The organism is Collinsella aerofaciens, from assembly GCF_015555045.1.
Taxonomy (GTDB): domain Bacteria; phylum Actinomycetota; class Coriobacteriia; order Coriobacteriales; family Coriobacteriaceae; genus Collinsella; species Collinsella aerofaciens_W.
This window is the reverse complement of record NZ_JADNJQ010000033.1, coordinates 3536-20946: the sequence shown is the minus strand read 5'-3', so window position 1 is coordinate 20946 and position 17411 is coordinate 3536. Positions and strand designations below refer to the sequence as shown.

The 17411-nt window shown below is 45.1% G+C and carries 13 protein-coding genes; 3 read left to right on the top strand and 10 right to left on the bottom strand.

The annotated features are described in order from the left end of the window. Positions 1-113 (bottom strand): sugar phosphate nucleotidyltransferase (locus tag I2E45_RS09160; protein ID WP_267472630.1); only part of this gene is annotated, 113 nt, incomplete at its 3' end. Positions 114-217: 104 nt separating this feature from the next. On the opposite strand from I2E45_RS09160, the gene I2E45_RS09155 reads away from it, so the two are divergent. Continuing rightward, positions 218-1246 (top strand): acyltransferase family protein, encoded by a 1029-nt coding sequence (locus I2E45_RS09155; RefSeq protein WP_195445843.1) that lies wholly within the window; start codon positions 218-220, stop codon positions 1244-1246. Positions 1247-1271: 25 nt separating this feature from the next. Here I2E45_RS09155 and I2E45_RS09150 read toward each other — a convergent pair whose 3' ends face one another. The 7 genes from I2E45_RS09150 to I2E45_RS09120 form a co-directional block, all read right to left on the bottom strand. Continuing rightward, positions 1272-2303 (bottom strand): polysaccharide pyruvyl transferase family protein, encoded by a 1032-nt coding sequence (locus I2E45_RS09150; protein WP_195445842.1) that lies wholly within the window; start codon positions 2301-2303, stop codon positions 1272-1274. Beyond that, positions 2303-3868 (bottom strand): rhamnosyltransferase WsaF family glycosyltransferase, encoded by a 1566-nt coding sequence (locus I2E45_RS09145; RefSeq protein ID WP_195445841.1) that lies wholly within the window; start codon positions 3866-3868, stop codon positions 2303-2305. Before I2E45_RS09145 ends, I2E45_RS09150 begins: the two co-directional genes overlap by 1 nt. A gap of 9 nt (positions 3869-3877) precedes the next feature. Further along, positions 3878-6259 (bottom strand): glycosyltransferase, encoded by a 2382-nt coding sequence (locus I2E45_RS09140; protein ID WP_195445840.1) that lies wholly within the window; start codon positions 6257-6259, stop codon positions 3878-3880. A 1-nt stretch (position 6260) separates the two neighbouring features. Beyond that, on the bottom strand, positions 6261-8261 hold the full coding sequence (locus tag I2E45_RS09135) for a DUF2142 domain-containing protein (RefSeq protein ID WP_195445839.1): 2001 nt from the start codon (positions 8259-8261) through the stop codon (positions 6261-6263). A gap of 202 nt (positions 8262-8463) precedes the next feature. Continuing rightward, a complete protein-coding gene (locus I2E45_RS09130; protein WP_225093670.1) occupies positions 8464-8808 on the bottom strand; it encodes a DUF2304 domain-containing protein in 345 nt (114 codons plus the stop codon). Beyond that, positions 8805-9491, bottom strand: a complete 687-nt coding sequence (locus I2E45_RS09125) for a glycosyltransferase family 2 protein (protein ID WP_195445844.1) — start codon at positions 9489-9491, stop codon at positions 8805-8807. The genes I2E45_RS09130 and I2E45_RS09125 overlap by 4 nt, the downstream gene beginning before the upstream one ends. Before the next feature lie 805 nt (positions 9492-10296). Further along, positions 10297-11241, bottom strand: a complete 945-nt coding sequence (locus I2E45_RS09120) for a glycosyltransferase family 2 protein (RefSeq protein WP_195445838.1) — start codon at positions 11239-11241, stop codon at positions 10297-10299. A gap of 36 nt (positions 11242-11277) precedes the next feature. Here I2E45_RS09120 and I2E45_RS09115 point away from each other — a divergent pair, with 36 nt between their 5' ends. Both I2E45_RS09115 and I2E45_RS09110 read left to right on the top strand, forming a co-directional pair. Continuing rightward, complete coding sequence (locus I2E45_RS09115; RefSeq protein ID WP_195445836.1) at positions 11278-12375, top strand: glycosyltransferase; 1098 nt, start codon at positions 11278-11280, stop codon at positions 12373-12375. Positions 12376-12408: 33 nt separating this feature from the next. Then, positions 12409-13425: a glycosyltransferase family 2 protein gene (locus I2E45_RS09110; protein ID WP_195445835.1), complete on the top strand. Its 1017-nt coding sequence runs from the start codon at positions 12409-12411 to the stop codon at positions 13423-13425. A gap of 146 nt (positions 13426-13571) precedes the next feature. Here the strand turns inward: I2E45_RS09110 and I2E45_RS09105 are convergent, their stop codons facing one another. Together I2E45_RS09105 and I2E45_RS09100 are read right to left on the bottom strand one after the other, a co-directional pair. Beyond that, positions 13572-15122: an oligosaccharide flippase family protein gene (locus I2E45_RS09105; protein WP_082437869.1), complete on the bottom strand. Its 1551-nt coding sequence runs from the start codon at positions 15120-15122 to the stop codon at positions 13572-13574. 15 nt (positions 15123-15137) lie between these two features. Beyond that, the coding region (locus I2E45_RS09100) for an NlpC/P60 family protein (protein ID WP_195445833.1) at positions 15138-17411 on the bottom strand (2274 nt) is incomplete at its 5' end.

The window sequence follows — 17411 nt, the reverse complement described above, 5'->3', positions numbered from 1 at the left end:
AGCGGGTAGTAGATCATGGGCTTGTCGTAGACCGGCAGCAGCTGCTTGGAGGTCACGAGCGTGAGCGGGTACAGGCGGGTGCCGGACCCGCCGGCGAGGATGATGCCTTTCATATAATCCGTCCTCTGTAATCGAAAATAGTTATAAATCAAGCGGTTAGTAAGAGTTTGATATTCTTTAAGTTAAACCTTCTCAATATTAACGAAAGAAGCAATTGATGAACAACCGCAAGGACACAACCCGTAGAGACGACATAACGAACGTGAGGGCCCTTGCAATATTCCTTGTAGTCCTAGGCCACAGCATTATTCTGTATTCAAGTGCGTGGGGATATTATCCAACTGAACAAAAATCAATTCTGTTGGATAATCTCAAATTCTTAATTAACGGAATCCAGATGCCCTTGTTCTTTTCGTTATCTGGCTTTTGTTTTTTATGGAGCTGGAATCGATCAAGCGATTTTATAAATCAGGTCATTAAAAAAGCTCAACGCTTAATTATCCCCTATATCATGATTGGAATATGTTGGCTCTTCCCCATCAGGATGCTCGTTAAGTATCCCTACTACAATGGCCTATCTATACCGCACATCATTTTTAAATCAATTCTGTTGGGAGAAGACAACGGTCACCTTTGGTTTCTCCCGACCCTATTTTTCATTACAGCAGCCACGTCGTGCATCTTTCAAATACTCGATAAGAGCCCTCTAGCATGTTTTAAGGTTCCGATAGTTTTCGGCGCTTCAATTTATCTTTACCATTTTGGAATACCGTCATCGAACAGGTATATCAATTTGGCAGAAGCGAATGCGATATGGTTTACGCTTGGCCTAACAATCCACTACTTGGAAGCAAACAAATGGTTCGAGAGTTATAAAAAGCGTAAAAGCCTATCAATAGTCCTAATACTAGTATTCCTTGTAAACTTACTAAAACAAGTGGTGCCCCCCATTGCTTCCACCGCCCTTACTTGCATGGCGGTTGCATCAATTTATTGCGTCATCCCCCAAAAGGCAAACCTGCTAACCGAAAAGGTTAGCAAAAACAGTATGGGAATTTATCTTTTTCATTCTCCACTGGTTTACATTTCTTTTACCTACTGGGCCAACATAGCCCCAATGGCGATGGCAGCAATTAACCTGATTGGATTTGGATCAGTCGCCTATATGTTGACAAATCTAATTCGAGCCACAAATATGGGTTGGATAATCGGAGAAACGCCAGGGGCGCCGCACGATAAGAAATAGGAAAAGCAAAAGCCAAGAAATACAGCTAATTAAACTGTTTCTTCCATTTATCAATGCTTGCCCAGGGAAGGTCGATCTCCGTTTTTACGGGATGGTTAATCCAATCAGCCATCTTAAGGAGATACACAGCCTCGCGCTCAAGAACGGGAAGTCCCGTATCTTCACCGATCTGACGGGCTCGATTATCAATTGCAATGATTAGGGAGCGATGACCTCCATTTAAACAGCGAATGCCCGCATGGAGACGCGTCCCCACATAATCAAACTCCTCGGTTTCAATTACACGATTAAGGTCTTCGATATTGGGGCCAATAACATTAAATTGCGTCAGATCGACTATTTGATCAAGACACCAATCAACATCATGGCTTCCTTGAACCCAGATCGTTACCTTTTCGTATTCCGACGACAGCAATTCCAGCATCTTACGGTCACGTTCCGCATCGAAACAATAATCGGTAATTGACGTAACAACGTTTTTAGAACGCTTGGAGGAAATCTCGAGTTGCTTAGATAGGGTTAACGACCACATGGTCGGACATGCGGTATTAAGAACATTCTCTATGCCAATAGAGTTAAGCCTCTTCTTAGTCATTTCATCTCGAACACTATGAAGATATTCATCGGATAGCAAGGTTTTATAGAACTTCTTTGTATAGGCGTCGATAGCATCGTCCACCCCAATGTCAGACATGCCCACGCCGAACAAAACAACATTTCTATTATTGCCCAACCGCTTGGCAAGCGCCCATTGCTGCTGATCAGCCATATGCGTATACAGAATATTTGTGCCGCACAAGAGCTTTACGTGTTCAGGATACATTTCAAGCTCTTTGGAATAATAGTGCGTTGCCACATGGGGCAACGCACCGCCAAAGATTTGATCCGCGATACAGCCACAGGCATCCATGATCACATGGTCACCAGAGTTCTCGCTTCCCATAGCCGTATCCAAAAGGAGATAGCGTTCTTGCTTAACACCATCGGATTTTTCATCGTGCCTGCGCGATGTCGCAGAGGCTTTAAGTAGCTGAGTCCATTGGTTAAAGCGCGCCATTAGTTTCTCCGAAATAAACGTTTGAGTAGAGCAACGTGACCGCCATCGACACCCGTCGATGCAGAAGGCTGACACGGTTCACAATATTCATCAGATAGGTTAAAAACGGCAGACACGCTGCATGTGCCACTTTCAACCGAACGAACAACAGGACGAGCGTTGCAAGAAGGCGAAAGACAGACAAGTTGGCTTAGCTCGGCGACACAAAGCGGATTTTTGCCGTCTTCCGCAAAAGAGTATATATGAATGCGAAGATACGCCTCTTCATCATCATTTAAAAACAGTGGAACATGCCCCGCAAAATGGCCGTCCCTAGATTCAAGACTAATCCAGCGAATATCAGACTGATCATCGGCACGCCAAGCAGCCGCGCGAACATTCACAGGCATCAAAGCCGACTCAAAACGCACAGTCAAATCAACAGAAGAAGCTTGAATGAGCGTTTGAGACATGGCAGACGATCGCAATCGAGCATCAGCAAGACGATCGCTGAGCAAGAAGACCTTACTTTGTTCTTCAGTTTTTAGTACATTCCCGAAGGCGGACTTCCCGCTAGCCAAAGATGGCTCTTCATTCAGATAACGCGTAAAGGCCTCGAAGAACATTTCATTTTCACGCTCAATCGACGTACAGCTAAATCGATTAGGCGAATCGCATTTTGAGCCTGAAAGAGCCTCAAGAATAGAAGAAGCAATGCCACAAGCAGAGGGCTCAGCGAGGTGGATGGTGCCCTCCGGAAAGTCGAGTAGGTTATTCTCACGGTATATTTCAATTACCGAGAGCTTCGATGCAAGCATTTCGAAAGGCAGGCGAGAGGGATTAGTCACGCTCAACGATACGCCGGCAACACACTTGGCATAAAGCGAGGCGCATTCATCAGCAGTCAAGATGCCGAGGCTGCGTACACGTGGATCACGAATGGGAGGCATTGCGTCTTCGCCGTATAAATATACGACAACTGCATCGTCGAGCTTGAGAAGCAATTTAATTGCATCAAGCAACATGCCAGACAAACGCCAATCCTTATTGGATTGATAAATAGCACAGACGGCATACTCTCTGCTTAGATTTTGTTCCTGCGCAGTATATATATCGCTAACGCCAAAATCACAATATGGGACTTCATGCGAATAATAGGGTTCAACTTTTTTAGAAAGCCATCTGCCTATCGTTATGGGGTTTAGTTCATAACGATAACTTGCTTCGGCATTTAGATACATCTCCCCCATCGGATAGAACCAAGGTTCAAAATCCTGAATGAAGTAGAACTTATGGGCGCACATCTGCATAGATGCAAAGTGCGCCGTATTCCAAGCGGTGGCGATTACTGCAAAAAAATCCTCGGGCACACTCGGAGCCACAAGAACCTCTTTAGGCGAATAACCAAACCAATCCTTTATTTCGGTCTGAACTCTATGAGCACTTTTGTATGCTTCACAGCCCGGCATAATGTAAAAGTAGTTCTCATATCCGCGAGAATCTAGAAAGGAAGCCTTGCTGCAGATGGTTCGAAAGCCGCCAGAACCCTTTACCGGCGGAGATATTATCCAGGCAATTTGTTTCATTTAAAGCACTCAAATCGCTTCGTAGTCAAAAGGATCGAACTTATATAACGCTGCGCGCTTGGGATCTCGAGAAAAGTTAACGGAGAACCATGGATCTCCCTCAGAGAAACGCTCGGACCAGTTATGCAACAATCGTGCCTTATCCTCAAAATGCTTATGAGAGCGAGATTTACTATCAAGGGATTTGTCAACACATGCCATATGGTAGAGACATGCCTCTGGTGTATAAATCACTTTTAACCCAGCTTGAGAAGACTTGAAGCAAATATCAACATCCGAATAGTCAAGAAGATACGACTCATCAAAACCACCCAGACGATTAAAATGTTCGCGTGAAATAGCTAAACAGACACCACTCACCGCCGATACATCCCTCACGGTCAATGGCAAATAGATATAGCCAGGAGAAGAGCGATGAATGCCTTGCGATAGGTTGACGATTGATTCTCCAACATAAGACAGGCCTGCCTGCTGCACAATGCCGTCAAGATCGCACGTCATTGTTCCAACAACGCCAACATCCTCTCGTTGGGAAAAACCAACGAGAGTCTTTAGCCACAAGGAGTCTAGCGCCTGAATATCATCATGAACAAAGACGAGTTGCTCGCCATGCGCGGCAAGAGCACCGGCATTTCTCCATGCAGATATATTAAACGGGTCATCAAGCGCGTGAACGATATGGCGACAACGAAGTCCAGAGACCGATTGTTGAACAGCGGCTTCCGCATCCTGCGAGCACACGAAAACAACTTCAAGATCATCAAAATCGGTGTCATTGATTGAAGATACAAGAGTCGAAAGAACCGAAGAATTGCCGCGGGTGGTAACGATTAATGAACAGGACTCAGATGAAGAAACATCATAAATAGGGCTATATCTAAAAGCACGATTATGAGAGTTGACCACAGTCGCCTTGATACCGCATCTATCAAGGTGCTCCTGAACCGCTTTTATTCCAGCAAGGGTTGCATAGGGCTTACTATCGGAATTACCCGCAGTCGAATTCTCGCTTATTCTCCAGTGATACAAGATTTTAGGAACGTGATGGATCGTCCCACCAAGTTCGGCAATCTTCAGCACCATGGCATGGTCTTGGGCGCCATCCAACTCGCCGTTAGAAAGGTCAATTCTGTCTAAACATGCCCTTTTAACAGTAAGAAGGTGGCAAATATAATTGTTGTCACGAGCCATATCAAGACTAAAATCCGGCTTAAAAGTAGGATGAGCCAAGGACCCGTCAGGCAATAGCTTATCTTCATCACAATAAAGAAGATTGATTTCAGCATTTTGATTTAAAGCACAGGCGTACTCAAACAAGATATTCGGTTCGAGAACATCATCATGATCGAAAAAGCAGAGGTAGTCTCCCTTGGCCATCTTGATTCCGACATTGGTGTTCTCAGTGATACCTAGATTGCCCTCAAGATTAGTCACTTTAATTCTAGAGTCTGCAGTCACATACTCGGAGACCAAGTCGCTAAGGCCCTCGTAATCTGGCGTAGAGTTAACCAGGATGAGTTCCCAATTCGAATACGTCTGAGCAATGACAGAATCAGCCATATCCCTGAAGAAATTCAAGGGAGTCTTATATAGAGGAACGATGATTGAAAACAAGGGCTGGTATGCAAACTTTATTTGCGCTTGTACCCGCGAATCGGATCCAGTCAATCTGCGCCCAGAAAACCAGGACAAATAACGGGGTTGATCGAATGCGGACACATGGTTCCGATCGACCTCATCCAAAAGCTCCTTGAGCATATCTTTCTTTAGATTGATAAACGTATCCAGATGACCAGAAGCCCTGTGCATGCAAATGCACAGGCGATCCCCGACCTCAGGAATATGAAGCGAGAAATTTGTTAAACAAGGATTCGCATCGGCTATTAAGTTATTAAATAACAAAGATTCCCCAACAACGCAGGCTTCTTCATTAAAAGCGATAATACGATCACCCTCAAGGCAATCAGTACCCGAAAGAACACCTCTAACGATTACGCCATCAACGCAGGGAATAAAGCTCTCAATTTGGATAGAAGCGAGCGCATGCACGCCAGAACGGTCAATATTGCGAAATCGTCCACAATGCTCCGCGTGCAGCAAGCCGTTAACTTTCGACTCAATCGAAAACTTGCCAGGATTGATGCGACGCTGATAAATTATTTTATCTCCGCTAAAGAAAGAAAGAGATTGGTCGACACCAAAATCGGCAAGGACAACAATAAATTCAGTCTCTGAAAAAGGGATGATTCTTGCGGGCAGAATTTGCCCATTGGGTGATTGCGACTCCACAGCATCCGGGAAAACGGATGAGGCTTTATACAGTAGATATAGCTTGCCGTCGCCACGGCAATTTAGTTTATTGTTAAATTCGGTATTAAAAACTATGCCCATATCAGCAACACTTTCCAACAACTAAAACAAACTCGCAAATCGTAGCCAAAGCAAACGGGAATACGAGGCATATCAATATGAATCGTTTACTGTCCCCAAAGACCAAGCGGCTCTGGTTAAGAATAAACGATAGGCACGGAACCAGAAGTGGCAAAAGGTAGCGACTCTGGCAACCATTAACTGTCCCCAATCCAACGGGAGTAAAAGACACATAAAGTGCAGTTGCCACCAAAATCACCGTAAACAAAAACACAAATGAGGCCCAAAGAAATTGTGCGAGACCAATATGATTCACGCTAATCGAATCGGCCGAAAAAAGCCCAAACAACAATAGGCAAACAGCTGGAAGCACCTGAACCAACCCACGGATTGCATTTACAGAAATCTGAGCAGCAAGCGATCCAAGGTATGCAAAGTTCAATGCATATCCAGAAGAGGTTATCGGATTTAAATAATAAGTTGAAAAATAATTGGCGAGTATTTCCGCGTAGCGCAATGGATCGGCGAGAATGAAAGCGATTTGCTGACCAGAGTTAACATCGGAGCCGCCTCGCATATCGCCAACGTTAGATCCGCTGGCCGTTGAAAACAAGAACGGAAGCGCAAATGAGGCAAAAGCAATCAAGCCCAAAACAAACACGGCGGCATAGTAATGAACTCGTTGCTTCGAGCCCGCAAAACGATTACGCGGAACCATAAAGAAAAGACCGATTATCGGAAAATACACAGCTTTGACTGCGAGTCCTAAAAAGGTAAATAAAAATGCGAGTGCTATATTGCGAACTGTAAATTCATTTAAATCACCCCATGCATACCTCAAAAAATAAGCAAAACCGAGAATGATAAACGAAATGAGCCATGCATCATAAGAGAAACATGACGCAAGAAAGATCGAAGTTGGCAGCATTCCCACAAAAGCAAATAGTCCCTTTTTTGAGGGCGTAACCTTGATTGCAATGGCAATTGCAAGACAGTAACTAAATAAATTGCAAATCCGAGCGAATTGAATCATAGAAGAAAAATCGAAATGCAGAAGGCGAGCGAGCCAAAGGCCAATTGCCGATGGAATATACCCAATGCTGCTAAGCGTATAAACGAATTCTTCATGCTTGTTAACTTGCACATGACCAGAAGCGATATCAGATCTATAGGAGCCATTCAACTGCCTAGCATGCTCAAGAATTTCCGCTCGATCAAAATGGGAAAGAGAGGGCTCTTCATAGCCCTGTGCACGACGGACCGCTTCGTCAGTAAATTTAATATCCGTATCAGTTTTTTGAGTTTCAAATAAATAAGATGTCGAAAGGGCATTGGAATAGTGAATTTGATCATCCCATGAAATACCCGTCGTTATCGGAGTGCTCACCACAAGGAAAACACCAATTGAGAATGCAGCGATAAAGAAAGCAACAGGAAGGGCAGAGTTTCTCTTTCGAATGCCCGAGCAAGCCGTGAAAACCGAAGTTATGACTACCAGCAGGAAATAAACAACAGCATTAATGAACCCATTCACGAATGCAATCGTAGAGCAGCCAAAAACAATAAAGAATGCGATAATCAGCAGGGAAACGTAGTCGGTAGCCTTGACCCTCGCCGAAGCAGAATGGAACAACGCTTTCAGAGAAAAGCCGCTTTGGAATAAATAGAGTATTGCGCAATAGGAAATCAGAAAAAAGAATATGAGCCGCTTTTTATTCCAGTCAGCAATATTCGAGAAATGAGAAGCCGGCGAGCCAAGAACGGTACAGCCCTCCCAGATGACCGCCACAGCAAATGCCGCAAGCAACAGGACTAATAATTGAGCGCAGCGACCAGAACAGTTGTCACGCTTTTTTTCATCATCTGAGGAAAGGAAGACACAATATGATTGCCAAATGGCAACATCTACAACGACGCAATAGAGCGCTAAAACAAACAGCTGTGAGACAGAGTGGTTCGCATAAAAGTGCTTCATGCACAGAAGCTCGACAATAAAGAGAAGAGCAACGAAGACGGCTTTCATTATTTGCTTTTGGTTTACGCATCGAGACAACACGGAGCTAATTCACCTTTATCCGAATCAAGCTGCAAGGGCCCTAGAAGAATCGTTCCCAGTCGTCTGGATGACAAGTATGGGCACCAAGCACTGTTCACAACTGTTGAAAGTAATATAAGTAGGGACATTCACATCGAGATGATTTATACGCTAAAGCGAAACGCATAGCCTACTTTTCCTTCTCCCTACTTAACGCAACAGCCTGAACAAGCGAGTTTAAACGCTCTTCCTGTCGAGAGAGGCGAAGAGAATTACAGAAATCACGGACCACAAGAACGGCAATAACGTAAAGGAACACGAAGTTAGAAGCCGACATGAAACCAAATAGACTTGAAAGCCACATTGCAACTTGTGGAAAAACGCCCAAAATTACAAAACTGACGCTGAATAGCAGCCAAAACAGAGAATCCAAAACTTGCATTTGGGATTTTTTTAATTTGCGCAATACGAACACGAATACCAAAACAGCGCAAACAAGAAGCAAAATACGAAGAGAGACCGGCAAATGGATCACCTAAACCACTGAACGACAAGGAGCGTAACGAAAACACGAACCATATACTGCATAGACCTAACAGGGTTAAGATAGCTCTCGCCACCTTGACGCTCGCGCATCTTAACCTGTACCTCTGAAATGGAATACCCTTGCTTCAAAAAGAGAGCGAGAGATTCTGGTTCCGGATTTAAGGTATTGTCGTAATAGTATTTCTTAAGAATATCCCGCCCAAATAGCCTAAATCCAGACGTTGGGTCACTGATCCTCTTGCCTGTCAGAATCTTTATTAGCACCGTAATCATACGCGAGCCGATCATGCGAAGCGTCTTGTCTTTGCGCACGCTTACAAACCTAGAGCCAATGACAATATCTGATCCATCAGATTGAGCCCTATCAACAAGGACCTTTATATATTCCGGACAATGCTGGCCGTCAGCATCAAACTGAACCATATAGTCATATCCATGATCAACCGCATAACGCGCAGCCGTCTGAAACCCAACGGTCAAACCACAGTTAATGGGCATATCAATGATGTCACAACCAAGATCCTTGCAGATAGCTAGCGTTCGATCTCGAGACCCATCATTGATAACAACAAAATCAAACTCAGGTGCAAATTGCCTGAGCTCGCATATCGTCTTTTCTATGCATTCCTCCTCATTATAAGCAGGAATAGCGATAAGAGTTTTGGGTGTCATATACACATAAACCGATCTCTAGTTTTTCTCATTATTATAGCGAGAGATATACAAATGGTTAAATAGACACAACGAATGGTGCACCCTTGATTATCAACTTAATCAGAACACTTCCCACATTCATCCGTACATGGACGGATGAATGTGGGAACCCGTTACCCTGAGAGCCGAACCGGTTGGCCCCGGGGACTCGAAGGACAGCATGTCCGGAAAAAAGAAAAAGGGTTCCGAGAAGGCAACCCCGAGTGTCTACGGCAGGCTCACCAGACACGAAAGGGACACGGGCCAGAAGATGCTGGAGCTGGACGCCCGCGCGCCTCCAAGGCGATGCTCGGCGGCGATGCGGAGGCGCTGCTAGACGCCTACAGCCTGGAGGACGTGCCCATCGGAAGACTCGACCTGACGCCGAGCCTCATCGAGAGGGCACGCGCAGAGAGGCGCGTCGCCCCGCTGGCCTAGCCCAAAGGCAAAACGGAATAGGCGGACCGACCGTCCAGCTGAGTCTGGAAAGAGGTGCCAGACTGAGGGCGGAGAATGGCCCCCGGACCTATCGAACACATATCCACCGTTCCTTCAACTGGGGAAACGGAGCCCCCGGGGTCCATGGGGGCCGCGGGGGCGTTCGGCTAGCCGCGGATACGAACTATCTGCGCAGCGTGTTCGGCTGAGATCGGAAATCAACCACGAATGGTGCACACGGCATCGAGAACCCCGCAACAAACCTCGCCCTAGATTTCAAAGCTAGCAATCTTACGAGTGTCGAACGGCATGGTTACGCCATGTCTCTCTAAGCGTAGGTGCACAACTACGAGGTTTTCTCAAAAGTTTTAATTGCAACCACACGCGCCATATTAATGACATTCATTAAATACGACTTAGAGCAAAATGGGATTTGAAGCAATTGGAAAATACCTTTTGCTCGATTACCAGAATGAATATTTCTCAACCCATTATTAAATAATGCATTTGCCTTTAGATAGTTCTCAGCTCGGCGCCGATCGAACCGCTCGGCGACGATTGTATCAATCTTATCGACATCCAGTGATCGACCCTCTTTGAAAGCTGAACGTAAACACTGAGAAACAACGAACTGTTTATACAAATTGCTACGCGAAATGCTATTAACAGTCATTCTGTATCGAATGAGCGGCTCTGGAACATTTCCAATAGTGAACCCTTCCAGCTCGGCACGCAACAGTAAGTCATAATCTTCTGCTAGCGGAACAGACCGATACCCCATTTCAAATACAGACCTTCTTCCAAACCAACTCGGATGAGGTACGCAATTTCTAATCATAAGAGAACGCCTAACGCCTTCACTCGAACTTGGAATTGAATCAACGAGATATAATTGACTACCGTCTTCGTCAATGGCGTTCAAATAAGAACCCACTAGGTCAAGCTCATGTTCTTCAAGATACGACAACTGCCGTTCAATGCGCTGCGCCTCAGAAATGTCATCTGAGTCCATTCGGCAGATATACTGACCGCGTGAGACCTTGAACGCCCTTTCCAAAGATGCAGCAAGACCAAGATTGCGTTCATTTCTCACGAGGCAAATCCTGCTGTCATGAGAGCTATAGTTTTGAGCAATATCGTAAAGTGTGTTGTCATCTGGATTATCAAAAACAACAACCACCTCGATTCGATGATAGGTCTGCTTTAAAATAGACGCTAGTGCCTCAGTAAAATCTTTGACGCTCTCCCTATAACAAGGCATGAGCACTGAAACCAACTGTGAATCTGTCAACTAAAACCTCCAACACCGCTGCGGGAGCAAACGCTAATGAAAACTACCGATAGTTTAATAGTCCTTCATGTGGCATATATTACAAGTGATTTCGCTTCTGGCGTGTCTACAGTGGTGCCTCAATACCTAAATGAGCAGTCAGAAATACAGGAAATGAATATAGCTCTATTAAATCTTACAAACTACAGACCTAAAGATGCGAAATATCCCGTCTTCTTTCAGTCATGCATAGAAAAACTTCCTGAACCGTTTTGCAATCCGTCACTCGTAATATTTCATGAGATATATAGGCCGGATCACATTAAACTAAGCCATTGGCTCAGAAGACGTGCGATCCCATACATCATCACACCACATGGGTCTCTAACATATGTGGCGCAAGAACAGCATCATTTAGCTAAACAATTGCTTAATGTTTTCTTCTATAACGCCTTTATTCGCAATGCTGATTGTATCCATTTTCTATCGAAAAAAGAGGCGATGAGTTCAAACGGCTTTAAACATAGGAAAGCAAGAATTATTCCAAATGGTGTTAGCATCCCAAAAGCCAAAGCCTCAAACTTAGACAGCCGCATCGCGCTTTTTATTGGCCGCCTAGATATAGAGGTCAAAGGTCTTGATCTACTGATCAAAAGTCTGCCGCTAATTGCTGATGAGCTAAGAGGACTCGGAGCTAAAATCTACATCTACGGTCCAGACGAAGATGGGTCTATGGCCAAACTGGAACTACTTATTGCCGACAATCAAGTATCCGATATTGTTTTATTAAATGGTCCAGTTAATGGTCAATCTAAAGCGGACGCTTTTCTCAAATCGCAGTTTTATATCCAACTTTCACGCACTGAAGGTTTCCCGACGTCTGTTTTGGAAGCGCTAGCATATGGCCTCCCAATTATTGTTACCGAGGGAACCACATGGAAAGAAACGGCGAACAATAAAGGAATTGGAATCGGTGTAGAATCTGATCTCGAAGCCATTTCTAACGCAATTCTCACCCTGTTCAATGACGATGAGCTTCGTTGTAAACTTGCAAATGCAGCTAGAAAGTATGCAATTGAACACTTTCAATGGAAGGCCATTGCCAAGCGTCAATTTATTTTATACAGGGACATTGTAAACGGGCTTTCTAACTAACCATCTTGTTCTTCCAATACGGAAAGGAACTAAATGCTGTTTTCAATTATTATCCCTGCATATAATGCGGCATCCAGTTTGCCAGAAACGCTATCATCCATCTACCAACAAACATATGACGGCTATGAAATTATTCTCATCAATGATGGATCAGCGGACGCTACTGAAAGTGTCTGCAAAGTGTTTTGTGAATCTCACAACAATACTCATTACGTTAGACAAAATAATATGGGCGTATATGAGGCCAGGCGAAAAGGCGCGGAGATAAGCGCCGGAGATTACCTGGTCTTTGTTGATGCAGATGATTCTTTGCGCTTCGATACCCTATCTATTCTTGCTCACGAAATCGATAAGTGCAATCCAGACATAATCTGTTTCAGCTATACAAGAAACCCAGACTATTCAAACGATCCGTTTATCAATCCCGCCCTTCCGTCTGGCATCTATGAAGGTGACGATCTCGCCGAAGTCAGAAAATGTTTGGCACGAGGGAAACTCAATTCAATTTGGGGAAAGGCAATCAAAAGAAACTGTCTGATTGACGATTTAAGCAATACCGATACAAAGAGAATCGATTTTGCAGAAGATTTTCTGCAAATGATACCCATAGTCGATTCAGCCAGATCGGTTTTACAAATAAGTGATGCGCTGTATTATTACAATTGTCAAAACGGACAAAGTGCAACACACAGCTATAAGGAAAAACAACTTTCAGATTTAACCTTCGTCACCTCAAGCCTAGTGAAAATCGCTGCTCGTTGGGGAGAAGAAACAGAAAGACTGGCATGGAAAACAAGAACGGAACAGTATCTTTATCTCCTATCGATCAACGAGCTCAGTGACAATAATGAGACCAAAAAACGTAACTTTGTTTCAATTTCAGAGGCCTTATTTAATCCCTCAATTAAAGCTGATGTCCCTTGCAGCACCTACAGGCCTGACAGCTATTTACTGTTCCTTGCGGCAAAGAATAAGCACTATTTGTTATCTCGAGTAGTAATACGCTGTTGTGAACAGCTAAAACTATTGATACTGAAAGTCTTGAGCTAATCGCCCTGTTGCCATCGCTCATTTTTCCTGGCACCGAGTAATAAAACCAACCGACTTAGCCTTCGATAATCAAATGTCAGGCAAGCCGGTTGGTCATAAAAGTAATGAAAGTACATTAGGCTATTCTGCTTAATAAGCGTCGCAGATTATCGCTTGATAAATGCAGATATGCTCGTCTTTTCGGATTCGTTTAGCCCAAACATCAAAACCAAGAAGAAATAGATAAAGAAATAAATTATTGCTGAAACCAAAACCACCACAAGGCCAGATAAAAGGCTTTTAATTAGGTTATAGAGCAGCAGCAAAGCCCCCGTACCGACAATAACCAAGACGGAAAGTTTGGCAATTTCAAGCCAAAATTTCTTTATGTTCAACCCAAGCTTTTCAGAATAATACCAATTCATACAGAAACCGTTGCCTATAACCATAGCGATGGCTGTTGAAACTGCTGCGCCCACTATGCCCATAAGCTTGAGCAGTATAATCGTCACGACCACGTTGACAAGCGCAATCGCAAGATACATATACCCCCTATACAGGTAAACATTCGCAACCTGCATTATGGTAAGTCCCAGGTTCTGAATTAAGTCAATGGTAAATGGAACCATTACGATCAAGGCGATATAGAAAGCGTCTATATAGTCCTTACCAGCCCAAATAATGATGAAATCTTTCCCCAGAACAATAAATAAACTAAGAACAAATCCGCAGACGATAAAGGAAATGCGACCAACTTTAATGAAGAGATCCGAAATTTCAGACATATCCTTATTCTGGCAATACAGTTCTGAAACTCGAGGAAGAAAAACTGAAGAGGCTGCCGTACCAATTGTCATATAAATCGTGTAGATTTGAGATCCAACAGAATATACCGCAACGGCGGCGGCACCAAAATAATAGCCGACAATTAATTGATCGGTTTTCCAGAAAATCTGGTCAGCAATCGTCACCAATACAATCGCGCCACTAAAAAATAGCAAACCTTTAGCCAGTTTCATGTCCCAGCCATGATATCTGAAACTAATATGCAGATTATATTTAGCAAACAAACGCTGGCTCACCGCGCACAACACATTTGTAACAAGCACAACTAAACATACGGCTAATGCATTCTTAAAAATTGTCGTAAGTCCATACACAATGAAAGGCTGAGCTATTAGGGCGGCCAATTGCGAGCCCTTCAAAAAAACGAACCTTTCATTAGCAGTTATCGCCGCAACGCTAATAGTGTTGTTCATGATAACAATTGTGTTGATCCCTAATACAACAAGCATTGCGGAACACTCATCAAGCTGTGAGTTTGTAAAACTGGCTGAATATACAAACCGAACAACCACGGCGAGAACGCAACTTATTAGCATCACGAACACAGATAGGACCCAGTACAGACGCCTAGCTATTGCGAGTGTATTCTCCATTAAGTCATTTTTGCCCTCTGCCATATACTTGCAATAAAAACGCCCAACACCGGCAGACAAAATCCCATTAATGGAAACTATATAAGACATGATAGAACCTATCAATTGATAGAGTCCATATTCGTCTTGTCCAATGTTTTGCAACAACATCGGAACATATACAAAGCCGACTAAAGCCTGAGCCAGTATATAACCATATGTAATTATTATGCCAGTAAGTCTTCTGCTTGCGCTACTTATCAGAATCACCGTTTCACAATTAGTTGCTTCAAATACCATTCAGAAATTAAAGCACTATTTAATCAGAACAACCGATTGCCGAACCTCTCCTTTGTTCGCATTGTTAAAGCAGGGTCCGATTAAATTCCCAGGCAGAATTTGATGCCACATTTTATTGTCATGCGGATTATCTCCCCAGAAGAACCCAATATGACAGTCGATTGATCCGTCAGTCTTAAAGAAGATAATATCTCCCTTTTGAGCATAACCACTATTTAGCATATCTTGGACAGTACGGAACTCATACATTTTGCATCCCAAATCTCGAGCATAGCCATACCATCTCCAAGCGTTAATATAGCCGCCACCGCCTGGCCCCCCAGCCCAAGGAGAGTGATTATTATTCTGCGCAATACGATTGACATCGCCACCAACCGCAGCATAAGCATGAGCCACGAAGCCAGTGCAATTCATGCCAGTATAGCCATCCCATCTCGGGGCACCTTTTGGGTAAAGGCAACTATCATAGGAGAAGCCACCGGAATATCTCGTTCCTAAATAATAGCCATCAAATTGATGCGACGTAAGCCAAGTGACGAGTCCAATACGACTAACCCCCAAAACCGTTGAGCTACCAAATGGGCTGTAGTAAATCTGAGTCGACTTCGACTGGAGAGTGCCATCAGGAAGCAAGACATCGCAGTAAAGATCGTAATAACCATCTTGCAATCCAAGTGCAGATGGATTGAAATAAGCGTCATTCACACTGGAAAATTCTTTTAGAACACCCCATTTACTCCAGTCGGACTTGGCCCAAACAAATTTAAACTGAAATTGCCCAGATTTTTCAGCTGCAAGCGTTCCCAAATCAGCTCGAACTCCCCAAGAATTATTGCCATCAGTCGAAATTGCAGTAATCCTCGAGAAATCCCAACAGCTAATGATTGTTCTTTTTGTTTGGACAACTCCATCTGACCCCGAAACGTCACAGATCAATTCATAGTCTCCGGCGTCTTTTGGAGCCCATTGCAAGTGTGAACTTGCGCCCTGTTGAGCAACGCCCCAGTCAGCCCAATTATTCTTATTCCAGACGAACTTATACTGTAAGTAATTAGTATCACCCGAGCATCTGACATCGATCTCAGTGCTTTCATTAGGCCTGACAAGCGTTGCAGAAGAACTCAAGGACTCGTAATTCCACTTCTCGGAGCCAATCGAGCATTCAGTCTTCGAGGTCATCGTCTGATCGTTGGCCTCATCAATAACATCAACAAAAACGGTGACAGCGCCAGATTTATCGACTCTCCAGTCAATTGAGGATTTACCTCTGCCGGAGTCAATCACACCCCATTCAGCCCAGTTGTTCCGCATCCAAACATATTTGTATGAAATCTGGTTATTCTTTCGGATGGTAATCCGAGGTGTAATTGAAAGCGTATCCCCTACGCACAAATTGGATGAATCAGATTTCAAATCTATTGAAGTGAAGTTAGATAGATTTCTCTCCACCCTGACGGGGAACCTCCAGGTCCTCACGTTGCCGGCCGAATCGACGGCGTCGACCAAGATGTTGACGTCGCCGGCGACCTCCGGCACCCAATCGCAGGAGGCCTCGGGCCCGAGCTGGCGGATGGTGCCCCACCTGGACCAGCCGCCCTGCTCCCAGACGAACTTATAGCGGACCGAGCCCGAGTTGCCGGACGCGGTCAGGCCGAGCGAGCAGCGGTCGCCCAGGAGAGGAGACCCGCCATCGGACGCCTTGGCCGAGAGGCCGTCGACAGAGTAGTCCTCTGAGATGCGAACGGGGAGTCTTGACGTCGACGTGAGCCCGCCGACCGTGACGTCGGCATAGAGAGTATAGGAGCCGGAAGACGGGGGCGTCCAGGTACAGGCGGCGGACTCAGATGCTGCCTGGATGACGCCCCACTTGGACCATGAGCCCCGTTCCCAAAGGAATTTAATCTTTGCGCCGGGAGCCGCCGCGGCGGAGATATTGACCTTCATTCCGCCGCTCCACTCGAGCGTATCCCCGCCGCTCACGGAAAGGCGACAGGCATCCACCCTGACGGGGAACCTCCAGGTCCTCACGTTGCCGGCCGAATCGACGGCGTCGACCAAGATGTTGACGTCGCCGGCGACCTCCGGCACCCAATCGCAGGAGGCCTCGGGCCCGAGCTGGCGGATGGTGCCCCACCTGGACCAGCCGCCCTGCTCCCAGACGAACTTATAGCGGACCGAGCCCGAGTTGCCGGACGCGGTCAGGCCGAGCGAGCAGCGGTCGCCCAGGAGAGGAGACCCGCCATCGGACGCCTTGGCCGAGAGGCCGTCGACAGAGTAGTCCTCTGAAAC

What these genes read in the sequence shown, in the direction of transcription:
- I2E45_RS09155 (WP_195445843.1), top strand. Translation starts at nt 218, where the DNA reads ATGAACAACCGCAAGGACACAACCCGTAGAGACGACATAACGAACGTG.
- I2E45_RS09150 (WP_195445842.1), bottom strand. Translation starts at nt 2,303, where the DNA reads ATGGCGCGCTTTAACCAATGGACTCAGCTACTTAAAGCCTCTGCGACA.
- I2E45_RS09145 (WP_195445841.1), bottom strand. Translation starts at nt 3,868, where the DNA reads ATGAAACAAATTGCCTGGATAATATCTCCGCCGGTAAAGGGTTCTGGC.
- I2E45_RS09140 (WP_195445840.1), bottom strand. Translation starts at nt 6,259, where the DNA reads ATGGGCATAGTTTTTAATACCGAATTTAACAATAAACTAAATTGCCGT.
- I2E45_RS09135 (WP_195445839.1), bottom strand. Translation starts at nt 8,261, where the DNA reads ATGAAAGCCGTCTTCGTTGCTCTTCTCTTTATTGTCGAGCTTCTGTGC.
- I2E45_RS09125 (WP_195445844.1), bottom strand. Translation starts at nt 9,491, where the DNA reads ATGACACCCAAAACTCTTATCGCTATTCCTGCTTATAATGAGGAGGAA.
- I2E45_RS09115 (WP_195445836.1), top strand. Translation starts at nt 11,278, where the DNA reads ATGAAAACTACCGATAGTTTAATAGTCCTTCATGTGGCATATATTACA.
- I2E45_RS09110 (WP_195445835.1), top strand. Translation starts at nt 12,409, where the DNA reads ATGCTGTTTTCAATTATTATCCCTGCATATAATGCGGCATCCAGTTTG.
- I2E45_RS09105 (WP_082437869.1), bottom strand. Translation starts at nt 15,122, where the DNA reads ATGGTATTTGAAGCAACTAATTGTGAAACGGTGATTCTGATAAGTAGC.